This is a genomic window from Thalassotalea litorea (assembly GCF_043642205.1).
In the GTDB taxonomy this organism is placed as follows: Bacteria; Pseudomonadota; Gammaproteobacteria; order Enterobacterales; family Alteromonadaceae; genus Thalassotalea_A; species Thalassotalea_A litorea.
Genome location: NZ_JBHZSG010000007.1, coordinates 60,238 through 78,635, shown reverse-complemented (window position 1 = coordinate 78,635; position 18,398 = coordinate 60,238). Strand labels below are relative to the sequence as shown.

Sequence of the window (18,398 nt, the reverse complement as noted above, 5' to 3'; positions counted from 1 at the left end):
ATTGCAGGTTTAGCGCATTGTGATGCAAATAGGTTGGCGCCAATGCAGGATTCCCTAAGGCTTCATCATCGATGCCGTCTTTGGATAAGCAAGTAATTCACTAAACACCTGCCAGCGTTTTTGCTCATTACCCTCACTTAATTGTTCGATGTATTCCCGCACAATATCCTGCCCCAAATTGTAGTTAATGACATATGCTCGATTCTGCTCGATAAACCCAATACGTTGCAGTGCTTTTTGCTCACTGCTTAACGCATACTTCATCAACATTTGTTGCGCCGTACTTTTATCAATTTGCCCATCCAAATAACGTTTGGCTACCACGTTATCAATGTACGATAGTTTGTTACGCACAGTCTGAACTGCATAATACAATTCGACTTTGCTGCTATCTAATCCCGCCAGAGGAAATAACACCTCTTTCTCAAAAGCCATACGTTCTTGCAGGGGAAATGCTACGTCGATTCCATAATTGGCGCTGCCTTCTGCCAACAATGACATCGGTGAAAATAGTGGATACACCGAGTATTCGATCCAGTCATTGCCGTTTACCAGATGTTTTTCCATTAAAGAATTAAACACGTGATGACCCGGGTAGCCTTCATGGCTGGCTAGATCAATGGCGCGATCGATGGTGATAGGAAAATCGGTATTCATTTGAATCAGGCTAAAGCTATTCCCCTGATACCAGTTGTATCCCGACCAAACTTTGTCGGTGACATATTCCAGGGTAAAACTCTCTTGCTCTGGTAAATCGATATAATGTTTGGTGCGCTCTCGAGACTCGTCAATCGCAGCACGAAACACGTCATCAAGTTTGTCTTTGGGTATTTCGAATTGCCTGGTAAATGCTGCCATGCGTTCATTTAATGGCTCTTCACCCGGCAACAAGTCTTCCAACTCCAGCAAAGCCTGATCAAATTCCGCTTCACTGATAGCAGGAGATACTGCGTCGTACAAAGCTTGAGACTCTTCATCAAAACTAAACTGTTCACCCTGTAATTGTCTGATAAAGAATGCAACCGACTCGGTTTGGACTAACAAAAAGTCATGTCGGGACTTTTCCGAATGCGTAATCTTTACCTGACTTAAATCGACAACGAGCGCTTCGATCTGCTGCAACAAAGTATCTAACTCAACTTTTTCAGTTTCGCGCCACTCTTGTGGCCCATAATACGCATCAATGTAATAGTCATGATGCTGCCCCACCGCCAACACCAATTTCACATATCGCTCAGCCAATTCATTCATACTCACTTCCTGCTGGACCTGTTCTTCTGGCACCGGCGTTTCACCGCAACCGGTTAACAACAACGTCATCCCCATAGAAATGGACATTAGCATTGCTTTAGCATTGATTAAACACGATTGCACACGATTACGGGTTTTCATGATTCCTCTCCTTTGGAGCCAGGCGCACTTCACTATCACTAACCATGGATTGATCACTAACCATGGATTGGGGATCCATCGGCGCAGATACTTTCTCAGAATGATGGGTATTTTCTGACGCTAGTCGTGTATCGACCGGCAGTGATTGTTGAGCATAAAACGCTGCCAGTGCCAGCAAATCTTCTTCTCTTAATGGAGCAACCATACCCGACATAATACTGCTTGGTGCATTTTTTTGTTTATATTTCATCAAGGTATCTAACAAATACTGTTGAGATTTACCGGCCAGATCCGGATAAAGACTGATACGCGATACACCATTTGTGCCATGACAAGGGGAGCAAAACTGAACCTGAGAATTGAGTTTTCGCTGTTTGCGAAGTTTTTGTGCCGGCGTTAGCGAAATCACGCCCGGTTTGATGTCTGTAGCGCTGTCAGAATTAGCTATATGTTCGACATCTTCAGCTTCTGTTTTGAGCACACTTGAATCATTCGCCAGCGTAATCGAGGTATTGATTGTTGCGGCGGACTCAAATGCCAGCGCAGGTTGCATAAAAATAAAAAGCAGCACAACAGCAACATGCCTGAAGACACGCTGATGGATGCCAATGGTGGGGGCTGTCATTGGTACTTCCTTAAATTGGATTCTTATCCCTCAACACGTTTTGCCATTAGGCTTTGCTAACGGCCTTGAAGGGTAAAGAGTTCCTGGTATAAAAAAAGCGCAATAAATGCGCTTTTTTATCAATCAATCCGCTTACTTCAAGCTTGCGTAATATGCAGATAGATTCGCAATATCTTCGTCGGTCAACGGCATTGCCATTGGAGCCATTACTGGGTCTTTACGAGTACCCGCTTTGAAATCCTTCAATTGCTTTGCAATGTAAGCTTCTTTTTGGCCAGCAAGGTTCGGATACATAGGAACCGCTGAAATACCTTTAGCGCCATGACAAGCCGCACATACGGCAGATTTTGCTTTACCGGCTTCAATATCAGCCGCCATTGCAGGCGCTGCGAAAACCACTGATGCTGCAAGAGCTAGAGTTAGTTTTTTCATAATGACTTCTCTTAATATGCCTAATAATTATTAAATCAACTGTGAACGATTATATGAAAAAATCCTTGAAGTGTCTGCGGTTTTTTTCAATAAAATCCTGCTTGTTTATCAATCTACGGATAAAAACCCGACACAGATTGGTTATTTTACCGGCAAATATTCATTAAAATCTAATTTAACCGGATTGTTGCGATATTTCAAAAACTTAATCCTGATAACGGGATCATATCGTGATGCTTCTAATTTTACAGGTAGTAACACGTTTTACAAAGCGCGTGCTGATTAGCCAATACCCTGTAACTAAGGTTACAATAACTAAGACAGCACCTTAGACAGCCAACAGCGAGTAGTGCCTTGAAATTTCTTAATTCTTATCTCCAATTGGGCAAAGATTTTTATCAAACCATTTTGCCGACACCGGTAGAAAACCCTCAGCTACTGTTATGGAATTCCCCCCTGGCCGACGCATTGCAACTTAATGATACCTTTGCAGATGCGCACCATAAGGCTCTGATATTTTCAGGCAACCTGATCCCCGATTCCGCCACGCCCATTGCCCTGGCCTATTCAGGTCATCAGTTCGGTCATTTTAATCCGCAATTAGGTGATGGCCGAGCACATCTTATCGGTGAGTTATTTGACCGCGACCAGCACAGAGTCGACGTTCAGCTTAAAGGTTCTGGCGCGACGCGTTTTTCAAGACAAGGGGATGGTCGCTGTGCATTGAAGCCAGCCCTGCGGGAATTTATCATGAGTGAAGCGATGCACTCGCTCAACATTCCCACCAGTCGCTGTCTAGCTGTGGTCAGTACAGGTGAAACCGTCTATCGTGACATGCCACAACCCGGTGCGATCGTCACCCGCGTCGCGAACAGTCACTTAAGAGTTGGAACCTTTCAGCATTTTGCCAGCCGTGGCGACACAAAATCGTTAACTAAACTGCTCAACTACGCCATTGAACGCCATTACCCACAGATCAACAGCAGTTCCGAAGAATCCGAAAAGGCGCTTAAATTCTTGCAGGCCGCAAGCAAACGGCAAATAACATTGGTGTGTCATTGGTTAAGAGTTGGGTTTATTCACGGGGTAATGAATACCGATAACACTACCATCAGTGGTGAAACTATCGATTATGGCCCTTGTGCAATGATGGGCGACTACCATCCGGGTACCGTTTATAGCTCAATTGATAGTCAGGGGCGATATGCTTATGGCAATCAGATAAATATTGCCATTTGGAATATGGCTCGTCTGGCAGAAAGTCTGTTACCGTTATTAGCGCCAGAGCAGGCAGAAGCAATTGCTAAAGCGGAAGTGGTAATTAACAATCTGGTTAGCGATTTTTCCCATGCCTACCGGGTGATGTTAGGCAATAAACTTGGATTGGAATATGCGGGGGAAAGCGACTGGCCATTGATAGAAAACCTATTAAACCTGATGCAAACCCATGAAATGGACTACACCCAGACATTCTGCACTCTGACCCGCTATGTTGCCGGCCTAGAAACGGACATTACCTGCATGGACAACCTTGGCTCCTGGTTACCGCAATGGTTACAACGGTTGGGGTTGGAAAATGCGGCAATGCCCGATGCAACCGCCGCGCAAAATGAAACTGGCAAAGGCATCGCTCTTGCCGAGGTGCTAACCCGGATGGAATCGGCAAACCCGGTAGTGATCCCGAGAAATCATCATGTTGAAGCGGTTATTGAACGCTATCAACACGCCTTGATTACAGGTAACGAACAACAACAGGCAGAGAAATTGTTGCAGCAATTTCTATCGGTGTTGCGGACCCCGTACCAACAATGCAAGGATACCGAAAGCTTTCAGGATGTTGCCGCAGATAAAGACAAAGGCTATCGAACATTTTGTGGAACATAGTGATTTAGAATGAAGTACAACGTCGATATACTCGCTGAGCGCGAACAAACCAACACCTAACGTATGCACTTAGAGGAAAAACCGTGATTCAATTAGCGCCCAAACAGGCCATAACGTTAAGCGAAGACAATATTATCCTGATCCGCTTTACTGAGGATTGGGATCAGGACGATATTAAGCTGTTAGTACCGCAAGTACTGGGCAAGATTGCCGAGAGTCAGGTCCTTGAACATGTAACAGGGGCTGATAGAGAATATCTGCGTTTTTCCTATCGAGGCTTATATTTTTTACTGCAGTTTGAAAGCTACGCCAACGCCTGCTGGATAGAAGCCGAAGATCAGTTTAGCCAGCCAAGCATTACCGCCCTTTATCGTCAGCTATTGGATTGAGTTCCAAATCGATTTTGCATCACCATGCACTTATAAACTGACAGCGTTTGGATGCAGAATCACTTTGCCATCACTTTTATTCACGGCATAGTGCTCTAGCCCTTGGCTGAAATTGTGAAAATCATATTCACCAAATATATCGGTATCAAAGATCCCTTCGGCGAAAAGCTGCTGCACTTTACGACTCAGACTTAAGACTTGCCATGGTTTGGCGTTGCCAAAATAGGTCGCCAGCCAAAACCCTTCGACTTTGTGGGTACGGAAAATCACATCGGCAACGGAAAATTGCCCTCCTATAGGATGCTGAGTTTCCGTCAACCGTCCATAGACAATAGCGGTCGAATGTTTCGGCATACAACTCATTACCGTTGGCGTATCAATATCCGCAACCGCATCCAGTAATACAGTCGCTTTTAATGTATGACAGGCATCTTTTAATTGCAGTTGATAATCATCTGCTGTGGTTAACAGTACTGAATCTGCTCCCAACGCTTGCAAGGCTTTTACATTTTTTTCCGAACGAACCGTGGCGATGGTTTTGATATTATGCATTTTGGCATAGCGAATAATGCCTTTACCAACCTGCGATGCTGCGGCATTTATCACAACCGCTTTGGCGCCCAGCGCCTTGGCCCGGTCAACAAGACACACCGAAGTACAAGGATTGACAATCAAGGTCGCTGCCTGAGCATCCGTTAATTCTTTGCGTACCGGTAAACAAAGATTGGCACGGGTAATGGCATATTGAGCCCAGACACCATCATGGCCTGGTTCTGCTGAAATCGCGACACGTTTACCCATTAACCAGCGGCCATACATACCAGCGTTAGCCGCTACTACAATCCCCGCACCCTCAAACCCTGCATAGGCACCGTCTTGTGGCGGCAATCCATATTTCCCCATTAAATACACCAGATCAGATGGGTTAATCGGTGCTGCCAGCATTTTGATCAACACCTGTCCGGTCTTTAATGCCGGTATCGGCTTTTCCGTTATTTCGATGCGATCGGTAAAAGAAATGTCTGCACTGGGATTGAATTTCAATGCGACCCCTTTATTTACACTAGGGATGGTATCTGTCGATGGTTGAGAATTACTGGATTGAGTCACAAAAATGCCTTGCTTTGTGGTGAGAAAACAACACCCTAAATAATAGCGGGCGCCGTGCCAATTACAATAAATAGGTACTCTGTAGATAAAGTCAGCCGGGGCTTGTGCCAGCCCCATAATACCAATCACATTAAGTTTGTGCACAACTCAGAGTTAGGGCAGAGGTTCAGTTACAACATAGATTTTGTTGATATAGTCATTCTATATTAATGAAATATAGGGTCGTAAATGGACCTCTGACAAACTCCCTACGGGTGGGTTTTAAAGGCATTTGGACTACGTTACTGATTTTGGCTGTTTTTGAGAGCGGAGCGACCATTCTCTGCAATCAAAGCCTTGCCTAAAAGCCTTTAAATTCTCACTGAGTGAGCAATAATTTAATGTGATTGGTATAACATCTGGCAGCAACACCAAAATGTGCATGCAATTGTCCAGCAAAGCTATGTTAATTTCGTGCCGGACGCTTTACCTGAAAGTGTGCCAATAACCTTGCTTGAACTTAACCGGATTGTCTATAAAAATCAGTGGTTAAAGCTCAGTAGCCAAGAATTTAGCACAGCCTAATATTAAAAGAATGCCGCTTTAGCCTTATCGCTGATGTCGATCCCAGTAACATGCGCACGCTGCAATAATTGCCAGTAATATCGATAGGTCGCACGATCATGCAACTCACCTTTATGCTGGATTGGCCCCCAATCATTTGCCTGTGCTGATAATAAAATCGCTTCCGCATCTTCAACTTCCTGATAATCCGGTTTCATCGCATCGACAATTGCCTGAATCTGTGTCGGGTAAATACTCCACATCCTTAAAAAACCAAATTCTTGTCGAGCACGACTCGCATCATCAAGGGTTTGCTGAACATTTTTCAAATCTAATGTGACGTTATGGGATGGAACCACGCCATTGGCCAGAGCAGCAGCAACCATTTCGCCTTTTGCCCGGTACAGCAAAGCATGATCAAACTGGCCGGGTGAACGCATGCACGAAGCAGGTATCGCACCATTGTGACCAGATACAAAGTCCATCATTCCAAAATCTAACACCTGCACCCAGTCAATGGCCGCTAACGCCCAGACTTCACGCAAAGCGCCATGAGTTTCAATTAACACATGGATGGGGATTTCACGATTGATATTATGAGCTCTGGTAACCGATTTAATATAGTCGACCATCTCCTGAATCTGAGCCGCCTCTGTACACTTTGGCAACGTAATGTAAGCAACTTTTTCACCGATTTGAGGCACCAGAATATCGACGTCTTTTTGCCAATGAGGGTGAGTATAATCATGGATGCGCACCCCCATCATTTGATAGCGATTAGCGTCACTGGCAATCATATTCGCCACCATTTGTGCGTGCTCGGCTTCGGTACCTGCAGCTGCACCATCTTCACAATCACAGGTGATATCAAAAACCGGACCCAGATCCTGTTGCATTTGCATGGCCTTGCCAATGAGTTTTTCACTACCGGCAAAATGTTCGCAACTGGGCAACACGGGAAAAGGCTTCTCGCCCTCGAACAAGGCTTTATTTGGGTGTACAGGTAATGACATGGATCCTCCAGGTTTTTATTTAACGGCCCGAGCGACATTATTTATTTAGCGCCGGTAACTAATTATCTCAACTCACAAACATGAAAGTCGACAGGTAACATTTCAAAATCACTCTAATTTTTTTAGTCAATGTCAATACATTGCCTAATCCAGACATCATGATCGTGCTAAATCATGATTTTGTATTTAACCAACCAGCAAACGATGCGACAAGTTAAAAATAATATTAAGCGATATCATTACGTTATCAATACCACTAAAGCACTAGATACAGCCCGCCCATAACGGATTATAAACGAATTACTTACTAAACTACCTTAGATTGCAGACAATTTTCAAACACTTTTTAAAACAAAAGTTTGAAATAAATACTCTAATACTGTAAGAATAAATAGAAGTCGCAATGAAAACTTTCACAACACTTACAGGTGTAGCGATAATTCATCCAAGGAAAAGACATCTGGGTGAGACAACAACAAACTCGATAACCGTCGTCAAAGAAAAAGCTGGAGGATACGTTGAATTATCATAATGAATTTTTGGATCAGGTGAACGAAGAAGATGTCCTGGGTGGGTTTTGGCCTGGGATCCAGCTCTACTACCCGCCAATTAAGTATTCTCCTAAAAACGGCGAGTATGAATCTATGGAGCAGGCTACGGAAAGAATGCGTAAACATGCGCACCAATGTCAGGCACATACCTTGCTATTTGACCTCGAAGACGGGTGTCGGCAAAAGGCTCTATCTCGTGAATTGCTGATTAAAGAGTTGCCCATATTTCCTGAAAGAAACTTTCAGATTGCCGTAAGAATTAATCCATTTCGCACCGACGAGTATGAAAAAGATCTGCAAATGATCATGAAGGTCGCACAGCATATCGACGTTATTGTGCTTGCCAAAGCTGGCGAGTTGTATGGGGCGGCAGAAATTCGTGATCTTAGTGCCTGGCTGGTGGGTGTAAATCCGGACATTGAAATTCAGCCAATTATCGAACACCCAAGATCATTGAAAATCGCTGATGAATTAATGGCATTTCCAGCGGTCAAGCATGTGGTATTTGGTATCCACGATTTCTCCAAAGCCATGGCCATCCATCTAACCCCAGAAGGTTGGATTGATGAGTTGTTAACCTATTTACGCACCTTATTACTAGAAGCGCGGATTGCCGGTAAAGGGGTGATTGGCGGCGTTGAAGTCTTAATCAATGACACACCAATGCCAGAAAAAAACATAGAACCGGACGACGTTCGCCGTTGGTTAGATTTACACGGCGATCATGAATCGCACGTGGTCCACGGACATGCGGTTATCGAAGCGCAGATGGGCTTAACCGGTAAACAGTTAATCCACCCTTATCATATTCATTTATGTAAGGTGGCCTTCACACCTTCCCCGAAGGAAATCAAACGAAATGTTGAGATTTTACAAGCCGCCATCGCTGCTGATGCGTTGCTTGGGGGTGCGATTAAATTCGAAGGTGAAATGCTTGATCCACCGATGTTTGGTAAAGCATTGCAGACCTTATTACGAGCCTATGCGCTCAAATCACTGGATGAAAAAGACAAGCGATTTGCGATGGATGTCCTGAAAAAACTTCCGATTACCGTTATTCGAGAAAACTGGCCATATGGACGAATCTAATGCTGAATTTTGAACATTTACTTACTCAGGATGCACAGGGTTGGCACTGGCAGCTTCCTAACCACTTTAATATCGCTTATGCCTGCGTGCGCCAGCACGTCGAACAAGGAAGCGGTGCTAATTTAGCGATGATTGTTGAAGATCAATGTCTTGGCACCACGGAACTAACTTACAGTGAATTAGACCGGGCTAGTGGGCAGTTTAATTATCTATTGAAATCGCTCGGCATCAATGAGGGTGACCGCGTATTGATTCGTCTGCCAAATGCGACCAGCTACCCCGTCAGTTTTTTCGGGTGCTTAAAGCATGGAGCTATCGCAGTGCCGACTTCAACCTTGCTTTCGGCGCACGAAGTGGCCTATTTAGCGAAAGACTCAGGCGCCAAAGTTTTGGTTACTGACAAGTCGATGTGGCCAGAATTGAGCCATACGTTAGGCACGCAGGACAGTCTTGAAACGGTGCTACTGGTAGGTCAGGGGCAAATACCCAAAGCCGAGAATCCGGCCAACATAAACGTTATTGATTTAACCACAGCGTTATTAACGAGCCCAGTGGACGATAGCATCGTCGCAACTCGACCCGATGATCCTGCGTACTTGGTGTATACGTCAGGGACTACCGGCTTCCCAAAAGGCGTGCTTCACGGGCACCGTTCCTTGATTGGTCGCATTCCTGCAAGTCGATACTGGTTCAACTTTCAATCCGGCGATCGGATTTTACATTCTGGCAAATTCAATTGGACCTATGTCTTGGGATCCGCATTGATGGATCCGCTTTTTCACGGTCATACGGTGATTGTTCACGAAGGTAAAAATGACGCCAATACCTGGCCACAATTAATTGCTAAACATCAATGCACGATTTTCATTGGTGTGCCGACGATTTATCGGCAGATTATTCAAAAAACCAAATACAGTGGATCAGATGTACCTAGCTTGCGCCACTGCATGAGTGCTGGTGAACACTTGAGCGACGAGATGCTGATGGCCTGGCGCGAACGCTTTGCCATGGATGTCTATGAAGCCATTGGCATGTCGGAGTTTTCTTACTACATTTCTCAGCACACGGGCGCGGTTATTCGCCCGGGCGCTGCAGGATTCATCCAGCCTGGACATAAAGTTGAATTGCTGGACGGAGATTTGCACCCTGTAAAACCCGGCCAGGAAGGCATGATTGCCATCAGCACCGATGACCCAGGGCTATTTTTACAATATTGGCAGCTTCCCGAGGAAACCGCCCAAAGCCGTCATGGCGGGTACTTTCTGACAGGTGATTATGCTCGCCAGGACGACGATGGCTACATCTGGTTCATCGGTCGAAAGGATGACATTATCAACACCTTTGGTTACCGGGTTTCCCCCCATGAAATCGAGCGGGTCATCAAGACTCATCCTCAGGTTGCCGACTGCGTTGCTTTGGGCGAAACCATCGCCAAAGACAAAACAATCGTCACCATTTGTGTGATCCCAACAACCAATGCCTGCCTCAATGAAACCGCATTGCTGGATTTTGGCAATCAACATCTGGCCAAATACAAAGCACCGAAACAAGTCCATATTTACCAGGATTTTCCTCGTACAAAAAATGGCAAGGTTCTGCGTAAACAACTACTGGCAGACTTATTAAACAAACGCGAACAATTAACCTGCAGCCAGACGGAGGCTCAAACATGAATAGCAACCAATTAAACGATTATCGCCCTCGTCGCAGCGCTTTATATGTGCCAGGGCATGAACGTCGCTTCATTGAAAAGTCCCGACGACTCAATGCCGATTGTATTATTTTCGATCTTCAGGAATCGGTCCCGCCAGCAGGCAAAGCTGATGCCCGAGCACTATTGGCAAACGAGTTATGCAATAGTGATTTTGGTTATTCAGAGCGGATAGTGCGGGTAAATAAATTAGACTCTCCCTGGGGAATGGATGATTTAAAAGCCATTGCGGCATTAGATATTGATGCCGTGTTGTTTCCAAACATTGAATCAAAAGATGAATTACTCAGGGCAATCGATGCGTTGGATCAGGCCGGTGGCTCCGATAAATCCGTGATGGCAAATATCGAATCCCCGATGGGAGTGCTTCGCGCCGAAGAAATTTCCGGCTGTAGCCAACGATTAACAACCATTGTCATGGGTACCAGTGATTTAGCAAACTCGCTAAGGGTCAATCTGACTCTGGATCGCCAGGGGTTAATCACCTATTTATCCATGTGTTTGCTCGCAGCTCGAGCACACCATAAAAGCATTATCGATGGTCCACATTTTAATCTGAAAGACGTTGTTGCCTGCGAGTTTAGTTGTCGACAAGCACGGGATTTAGGATTTGATGGTAAGGCAGTTATCCACCCGGTGCAGCTTACCTACACCAATGATGCAATGACGCCAAAACGCGAAGATGTTGCCAAAGCAAATGCCATTATCAAAGCCATTAATCAGGCAAATTCCCAAGGTCAGTCGATGGCGGTCATCGATGACCGCATTATAGAGCCAAGCCTGGAGCATTGGGCCAATCGTGTCCTGTGCTTGTGTAATATGGTAAATGAAATCGGTCAAAGTGAATTGTTAGGCCCGGAGAAAATGCGATGATGCAGGACAACGTAATGACTAATCCAGCTAATTATTTATCCACCCCCAGCGGGATGTTTTTCGAAGATTTTACGCTAAACCAAGAGCTTGTTCATGGTGTGCCGCGAACCGTTAGCGAAGGGGATGTCAGTTTATACATTGCTCTGACTGGATCGCGATTTGCTTTGAACTGCGCAGAAACTGTCGCTAGAAGTGCAGGTTTTTACAAAATTCCAGTGGATAATTTGCTGGTTTTTCATATCGCTTTTGGCAAAACCGTTAATGATATTTCTTTAAACGCCGTGGCCAATCTCGGTTATGCCGAAGTGCTATTCAATACCCCGGTATTTACCGGTGATACTTTGGAAGTCACCAGTAAAGTCATTGGCCTGAAAGAAAACTCAAATGGTAAAACTGGTATCGTTTATGTGCATTCAGTAGCGACCAATCAACATCATCAGGTGGTGCTTTCATTTAAACGTTGGGTGATGGTTCATAAACGGGATTTGAATACCCATTTAAATACGCCAGTGATCCCAGAGCTATTGTCCGTAGTCGATAGCGAGGAGCAGGTTGTACCTAAGAACCTTGACTTAACACTTTGGAAAGAACACTACAGCGATCATCAATTAAGGGCCGATGATTTTAAGCCCGGCGATACCCTGTTTCATCGTGATGGCATTACCCTCAACGATGGTGAACATTCGATGGCAACTCGGTTATATCAAAATAATGCCCGAGTGCATTTTGATCAGCATATGATGAATAACACCAGCATTGGCAAACGTCTGGTCTATGGCGGACACATCATTTCTCTGTGTCGGGCGCTGTCCTACAACGGTTTGGGCAATGGATTGTGGTTAAGTGCAATCCATGGTGGCACCCACGCAAACCCAAGCTATGCCGGAGACACCATTTATTGTCAGTCGAAGATATTGGAAGTTAAGCAATTTAATCGCCGCGATGATATGGCGTTGGTGCGCATTCAAAGCCTTGGAATTAAAAATAACACGCCGGACAATATGACATTTCTCGCTAAGGAAGATAACGGCCGCACTCAATATCATAGCGATGTTGTGCTGGATATCGATTATAGCGTTTTAATGCGCCGCTAATCTCACCATACTTCTTTGCTGTCCTTAGGGCCTGAGCATGCAGTTTCGCCAGGCCTTTTTTATCGCTCTCCCTAAACTAGACACCCATAGTATATTGATGGCCCTTCATTCCTATGAAGACACCCACCATTCCTACTAAGACACCCACAGTGCTGAGTGACAAATTTCTCACCAATCAGCCCCTTTCTTAACAAGACACCCACCGAATTGAATCAATTCCTCGTCTCTCTACAATAGGCTCCGAAAAAAATTCAACATTGGCTAAGCTAAACTTAGAAAATTAGTTCCAAGGAGAGGAATCATGCCAACACCAAGAAGCAAACAGCTCTGTCTGCAAGCCACCCCTTATTATCATTGCGTAAGTCGCTGCGTACGACGGGCGTTTTTATGTGGCCAAGATAGAGTCTCTAACAAATCCTATGAGCATCGCCGAGCTTGGATAGAAAAGCGTTTACTCTTTCTGTCCAAAGTATTTTGCATCAAAATTTGTGCTTATGCAGTTATGAGTAATCATTGCCACCTTGTGGTCCACATCGATGAAAATGCCGCCCGAGAATTAACAGATTTGGAAGTTGTACAACGATGGCACCACGTCTATCAAGGCACTTTAATAACTCAGCAGTTTGAAAGGGAAAATAAGGTTGAAGACTATCTAGTTGCGACACTGAAACACACAATTTCCGTCTACAGAAATCGACTATTTGACTTAAGCTGGTTCATGCGTTCACTAAACGAACCTATCGCCAGAATGGCAAACGCAGAAGACGAATGTACTGGAAGGTTTTGGGAAGGCCGCTTTGTAAGCCAGGCGCTTCTTGACGATTCGGCCCTTGCGGCCTGCATGGCCTATGTTGATTTAAATCCTCTCCGTTCCGGGATGGTGGATACCCCGGAGCAATCTGAATTTACAAGCATCCGCCGTCGCGTCCAATCCTTGCTTCAAAGAAAAGATGCTAACCCCCTCATGCCTTTTCGAGACCAAAGAGAACCCGGCTTAGCCAGTGTAGTGCCTTTCAATTTCAAGGACTACTTGGAACTCGTTGATTTAACGGGAAAAGCAATGCGAGCTAACGATGTGAATATTATCGATAATAACTTACCTAGGATCCTTAGTCGTTTGAACATCTCATCATCGAATTGGTTTCGATTAACGAGGAAGTTTGAAGTCTATTTCAAAGGCGCCATTGGAAATTGTGAATCTTTGACCCACTTTTGCAACCTCCAAAATCGCGTTAGGCGGCTAAATATCAATGTAAGTAAAAAATACTTTCGATAATCACTCTTTGCAAACACGTCTGAATTGGTGGTTGCCGCTAAGGTAGAAACTCGCCTGCAATTTTACCTATTTTGTTCATTTTTGGATAGAAACCATTTATCTCATTAAATACCTAATTCTTCGTTAATAAATCAATGAATTTCTCTCAATTAAACTCCGGAGACAAGGTTGTTTCGGGTTATGTCAGCTTAAATGTCATATTGAAAGTATTTTTCACGAGCTATGGTGATAGGTGGTAGGTGATAGACCATTGTATATAGTTTTGAATAATGGGTGTCTGTTTAAGTTGGTGGGTTTTCGAATCGAAATTCAAGAATGGGTGTCTGAGTATGCCCTCCATTTATATAGCATGTATGAATTAACACCAAATAACATGATGTTGTATCTGTTATTTTTTAATGCTCCCTGAGGGTTTACTGTCATATCATGCTCGTACTTTGCAGGTAGGTGTGATTAGATAACACAAAAAACAATCAAGCAGTTACCTTATGGATTATTCGACCACAGTTCTTATTACTTTGATTGGTTACAAGCTGGTCCTTGTGGGTATTGGCCTTTGGAGCCAACAGCGCACTAAAAGCAGTGAAGACTATTTTATTGCAGGCCGTGGATTGGGGCCATGGGTGGCTGCGGTAAGTTCTGCGGCTAGTGCGTCATCGGCATGGACGTTATTGGGTATGAGTGGAGCCGCTTATACCATGGGTGTCAGCGCCGTGTGGATAGTGCCCGCGGTAGTGCTTGGATATTGTTTTAATTGGCTTTGGGTTGCACCTAGGCTGCAAAAGCTAGCGGCTCAGCAACAAGCAATTACGTTATCACAGTTGTTAGCTAATCAAACGGGTAAGTGGCGTAAACCTATCTTGTACCTCTCATCTTTTTGCGTGGTCTTTTCATTTACTTTTTACATTGCTGCACAGTTTCAAGCGGCAGGCAATACGTTCGCGACGACCTTTGATGTATCGATGCAATGGAGCATTATTACCGGCGCGATTATCATTCTCATCTATACCTTACTCGGGGGGTTTCTAGCGGTCAGTATCACAGATACATTGCAAGGCCTATTAATGGCAGGAGCCGCAATTTTATTGCCACTAGCTGGGTTGATAACGTTAGGCGGTCCTTGGGATTTATGGCAACAAATGCAATTCGCCTATACGTCAGAGCAACTCAGCCTGACCGGCCCTCACTCCGGATTGGTTGGATTGGCATTTATTGTTGGGCTATTAGGCATTGGGCTAGGCAACCCCGGACAACCTCATGTGGTAAATAGAATGATGGCTTTGAAAGATAGCCAGGCAGTTAAGCAGGCTAAGGTTATTGCCATTGGCTGGGCAGTGATAGTCATTACCGGCATGCTAATCCTTGGTTGGTGTGCGAAAATTATCATCGAACCGGTCAGTAATGGCGAACAAGCTTTGCTGGATTTTACCAACCACTTGTTTCCACCAGTCATTGCCGGAATTATCATCGCCGCGATTTTATCAGCCATTATGTCTACCGCCGACAGTCAACTACTCGTCAGTGCATCTGCCATTTCCTATGATATGCAAACTAAAGATGAACATTCTGTGATCCAGCATTCTTTGTGGTATTCACGATTGACCGTGGTGATTATGTGTCTGCTATCGGTTGCGATTGCACTCTTTGCGCCAGAAGATATTTTTTCAAGGGTGTTGTTTGCCTGGAATGCTTTAGGCGCTGCCTTTGGCCCATTATTAATTGTTCGCTTGCTCGGCAATAATATTTCTGGGAAAGCTGCCTTTGCTTCGATTTTTATTGGTTTTTTTGGTGCCGTGTTTTGCAGTTTGTTTGAATCTCCTCCTGGAGATTATATTGAGCGAATAATTCCTTTTGTATTAGCGTATTACATCGCATTTAGCGGGCGAATCCAAAAACCAGAAAGCGCTTTAACACCCAATAAACAAGGCTCTGCGCATAATTCTTGATGAATTTTTAATCCAGTTAGAGTAATCTTGCCTGACATAATAAAAACTTCGTACACCCTGATGCTTAAGCTGCAACAGCCATTCTATATGCGCATCAGGTTGATAATAAAAATATGATTTGGAAACGCTAATGAATTTTTCAAAAACTAAGTTATTACGTCGCACTATCGCGCTTACCGCTGCGGCCCTTATTGCAAACGCGCAAGCAACGGTCGTTCATTTTAAAACCAATATGGGTGACTTTGACGTCAACTTATTCGATTCATCGACCCCAGAAACCGTAGAGAATTTTTTAGACTATGTTGAAGCTGGAAGCTTTAACAGCACTGTTATCCATCGTTCTGTGCTAGATTTTGTCGCCCAAGGTGGTGGTTATAATTATTTTGCAGAAGATAACACAGTTGACGTTGTCACTGCTTTCGACCCGGTTATTAATGAACCTGTTTTCTCGAACGTCCGCGGCACAATTGCAATGGCAAAACTCGGTGGCGATCCAGACAGCGCGACCAGTCAGTGGTTTATCAATTTGAGCGACAACAGCGCCAACCTCGATCTGCAAAATGGTGGTTTCACGGTATTTGGCGTTGTCATGGCTGATGGTATGGAAATCGTTGACGCAATTAACGACTTAGATCGCTACAACCTCGGTGGAAGCTTTGATTCAGCACCATTAATCAGCGTTCCGGCAGAAGGTGAAGAAATTACTAATGACCACCTGGTAATTGTTGAATCCATCACGGTCACTGACAATAATGTCGATACCCATCTTGAATTATTGCCACCGTTAACTATTGATGCTGATCACGACGGTTATCCGAATGACGTGGATGCTTTCCCTGAAGATGAGACAGAGTGGCTGGATTCGGATAATGATGGCATCGGCAATAATGCCGATACTGATGACGATAATGATGGCGTAGCTGATGTTGATGATGACTTCCCGCTCGATCCAAGCAAATCCGAGCGCGAAACTAACGACTCATCCGGTGGCGGTAGTTTGCCATTGTGGAGTCTTATCGCTTTAGGCCTAGTGTCAGTCTTGCGTCGCCGCGTTAAAAAATAAACTTCGCCATTAATGTTTAAAGCGAGAAAGTTTATTCTCAGGGCCCCGGTTCGCACCATAAAGATTAAACGCAAACGCAGTAGCGTCAGCCTGAAAAGGCAGATGCTACTGTTAAAAATCGCGTTACATCAGGAAAAGGACGAGACCCGGGAAATGCTCGTTATTTATCGACAATACACAAAAGGCCAGGCATCGAAACAACAACTGGCTAAGGCGAACGAGCAATTTCTTGATGTACTTAAAGGCATTGGTCTTGGAGTTTTTGCGGTTATGCCGTTTGCTCCTATCACCATCCCAGTGGTGATTAAAGTCGGTCAATGGGTTGGGGTAGATATACTGCCAAGTTCATTTTCCGATTTAAAGACCCGGCGTCGCTAACTCACTATCAATCGAATAGAGCAGAGTTACTCAAAACAACTTAGTTAACAACTCTGCCTCCCCTGATTTACGCTTGTTTATACTCAAATACTTCGCCTATAGGTTTTGAGAAAACATCGGCAATCTTAAACGCCACCTCTAACGACGGCGAATACTTACCCTTTTCAATAGCAACAACCGTTTGCCGCGATACGTTAATGGCATCAGCCAGCGCTTGTTGCGTCATTTCATTATGTTCAAAGCGCAGACGGCGAATCTGATTAGTTATCACCTTCGCCATATTAATAACCTCTGCGGAAATAGAAAACCTGACTGGCATAGTTGACGATTTCCGCGACTAAGACACCCATCACAAGAATGTTCAAGGTGTTCATTGCCGCAGAGAGTTCATTAAACACCAATCTATGCTCGCTGAAGTCAACCTTCCATAGAATAAAAATTGCCATAAAAACAACAGCCGTAAGCACATGATACCCGTTGCGGTTGCCGCGTAATTTAAACAACGATTCACGTTCATCCTCGCCTTTATCACTTTCATGATAATTGAGCAGAGCTAAACTCGCCTGCAGAATAATTTCCCAGACGATGAGCATCAGAACAATCTTTACAAATAGGCCCGTCAATGTTTCTTCTGTTAAAAGATCCGCTTGATACAAACCATGTAAGTGGAAAATATAGTAACCAGCTATGGCCAGATTCAAAATTAATGACACCCAAACGCTTTTTTCTTTATAAGACATAATGGCTCCTCTACACCAAACAACGAAAGTACAATATTTTTGACATGGTGTTAGGTTAGTTTGACACCCAACACATGTCAAACATTTTTGACATACGTTCGAAAATTAAGATGAATACGCTATTGGTGTTCATCGCTATAGATGGACTAAAGCGATGATAGTGCCCCTTACATCAATCCAAACGGTTTAGCCTATGACAATACGGGTTGACGTGACATTTTCCGATGAGGAAACATCTAGGATCTGGTTGTAACGAGACTCAGTAAATGCCGCATCTACAGTTCCGTGG

At 44.4% G+C, this 18,398-nt stretch carries 17 protein-coding genes; 10 read left to right on the top strand and 7 right to left on the bottom strand.

Annotated elements, in window-relative coordinates; all coding sequences use genetic code 11:
- Positions 1 to 54 precede the first annotated feature (54 nt).
- The 3 genes from ACHUFQ_RS05645 to ACHUFQ_RS05635 all read right to left on the bottom strand — a co-directional run bounded on the left by ACHUFQ_RS05645 (position 55) and on the right by ACHUFQ_RS05635 (position 2,449).
- Complete coding sequence (locus ACHUFQ_RS05645; protein WP_394173784.1) at positions 55 to 1,392, bottom strand: hypothetical protein; 1,338 nt, start codon at positions 1,390 to 1,392, stop codon at positions 55 to 57.
- A complete protein-coding gene (locus tag ACHUFQ_RS05640; protein WP_394173782.1) occupies positions 1,379 to 2,017 on the bottom strand; it encodes a c-type cytochrome in 639 nt (212 codons plus the stop codon). The genes ACHUFQ_RS05645 and ACHUFQ_RS05640 overlap by 14 nt, the downstream gene beginning before the upstream one ends.
- A 132-nt stretch (positions 2,018 to 2,149) precedes the next feature.
- Positions 2,150 to 2,449 (bottom strand): c-type cytochrome, encoded by a 300-nt coding sequence (locus ACHUFQ_RS05635; RefSeq protein WP_394173780.1) that lies wholly within the window; start codon positions 2,447 to 2,449, stop codon positions 2,150 to 2,152.
- A gap of 354 nt (positions 2,450 to 2,803) precedes the next feature.
- Between ACHUFQ_RS05635 and ACHUFQ_RS05630 the strand changes: the two genes are divergently transcribed.
- Positions 2,804 to 4,333 carry a protein adenylyltransferase SelO gene (locus tag ACHUFQ_RS05630; RefSeq protein WP_394173778.1) on the top strand — a complete coding sequence of 510 codons (1,530 nt, stop codon included), beginning with the start codon at positions 2,804 to 2,806 and terminating at the stop codon, positions 4,331 to 4,333.
- Positions 4,334 to 4,416: 83 nt separating this feature from the next.
- Entirely contained in the window at positions 4,417 to 4,722 is a 306-nt protein-coding gene (locus tag ACHUFQ_RS05625; RefSeq protein ID WP_394173776.1) for a DUF3630 family protein, read from the top strand.
- 30 nt (positions 4,723 to 4,752) lie between these two features.
- On the opposite strand, the gene ACHUFQ_RS05620 is transcribed toward ACHUFQ_RS05625, so the two are convergent.
- Together ACHUFQ_RS05620 and ACHUFQ_RS05615 are read right to left on the bottom strand one after the other, a co-directional pair.
- Complete coding sequence (locus ACHUFQ_RS05620) at positions 4,753 to 5,832, bottom strand: zinc-binding dehydrogenase (RefSeq protein WP_394173774.1); 1,080 nt, start codon at positions 5,830 to 5,832, stop codon at positions 4,753 to 4,755.
- Between the two features lie 566 nt (positions 5,833 to 6,398).
- A complete protein-coding gene (locus ACHUFQ_RS05615; protein ID WP_394173772.1) occupies positions 6,399 to 7,388 on the bottom strand; it encodes an HpcH/HpaI aldolase/citrate lyase family protein in 990 nt (329 codons plus the stop codon).
- A gap of 518 nt (positions 7,389 to 7,906) precedes the next feature.
- Here ACHUFQ_RS05615 and ACHUFQ_RS05610 point away from each other — a divergent pair.
- From ACHUFQ_RS05610 to ACHUFQ_RS05575, 8 genes are all read left to right on the top strand, one after another.
- The gene (locus ACHUFQ_RS05610; protein ID WP_394173770.1) at positions 7,907 to 9,028 is read left to right on the top strand and encodes an HpcH/HpaI aldolase/citrate lyase family protein; all 1,122 of its coding nucleotides are present in this window, start codon (positions 7,907 to 7,909) and stop codon (positions 9,026 to 9,028) included.
- Positions 9,028 to 10,701, top strand: coding sequence for an acyl-CoA synthetase (locus ACHUFQ_RS05605; protein ID WP_394173768.1), 1,674 nt, complete (start codon positions 9,028 to 9,030; stop codon positions 10,699 to 10,701). Before ACHUFQ_RS05610 ends, ACHUFQ_RS05605 begins: the two co-directional genes overlap by 1 nt.
- A complete protein-coding gene (locus ACHUFQ_RS05600; RefSeq protein WP_394173767.1) occupies positions 10,698 to 11,612 on the top strand; it encodes an HpcH/HpaI aldolase/citrate lyase family protein in 915 nt (304 codons plus the stop codon). Before ACHUFQ_RS05605 ends, ACHUFQ_RS05600 begins: the two co-directional genes overlap by 4 nt.
- Before the next feature lie 14 nt (positions 11,613 to 11,626).
- Positions 11,627 to 12,706, top strand: coding sequence for a MaoC family dehydratase (locus ACHUFQ_RS05595; RefSeq protein ID WP_394173765.1), 1,080 nt, complete (start codon positions 11,627 to 11,629; stop codon positions 12,704 to 12,706).
- A gap of 301 nt (positions 12,707 to 13,007) precedes the next feature.
- Positions 13,008 to 13,982 carry a transposase gene (locus ACHUFQ_RS05590; protein WP_394173763.1) on the top strand — a complete coding sequence of 325 codons (975 nt, stop codon included), beginning with the start codon at positions 13,008 to 13,010 and terminating at the stop codon, positions 13,980 to 13,982.
- Between the two features lie 488 nt (positions 13,983 to 14,470).
- Positions 14,471 to 15,928 carry a sodium/proline symporter gene (locus ACHUFQ_RS05585; RefSeq protein WP_394173761.1) on the top strand — a complete coding sequence of 486 codons (1,458 nt, stop codon included), beginning with the start codon at positions 14,471 to 14,473 and terminating at the stop codon, positions 15,926 to 15,928.
- A 130-nt stretch (positions 15,929 to 16,058) separates the two neighbouring features.
- Complete coding sequence (locus ACHUFQ_RS05580; RefSeq protein ID WP_394173759.1) at positions 16,059 to 16,991, top strand: peptidylprolyl isomerase; 933 nt, start codon at positions 16,059 to 16,061, stop codon at positions 16,989 to 16,991.
- 12 nt (positions 16,992 to 17,003) lie between these two features.
- Complete coding sequence (locus ACHUFQ_RS05575; RefSeq protein ID WP_394173757.1) at positions 17,004 to 17,369, top strand: hypothetical protein; 366 nt, start codon at positions 17,004 to 17,006, stop codon at positions 17,367 to 17,369.
- 67 nt (positions 17,370 to 17,436) lie between these two features.
- Here the strand turns inward: ACHUFQ_RS05575 and ACHUFQ_RS05570 are convergent, their stop codons facing one another.
- Positions 17,437 to 17,649: a helix-turn-helix transcriptional regulator gene (locus ACHUFQ_RS05570; protein WP_394173755.1), complete on the bottom strand. Its 213-nt coding sequence runs from the start codon at positions 17,647 to 17,649 to the stop codon at positions 17,437 to 17,439.
- Position 17,650: 1 nt separating this feature from the next.
- The gene (locus tag ACHUFQ_RS05565; RefSeq protein WP_394173753.1) at positions 17,651 to 18,109 is read right to left on the bottom strand and encodes a hypothetical protein; all 459 of its coding nucleotides are present in this window, start codon (positions 18,107 to 18,109) and stop codon (positions 17,651 to 17,653) included.
- Positions 18,110 to 18,398 lie beyond the last annotated feature (289 nt).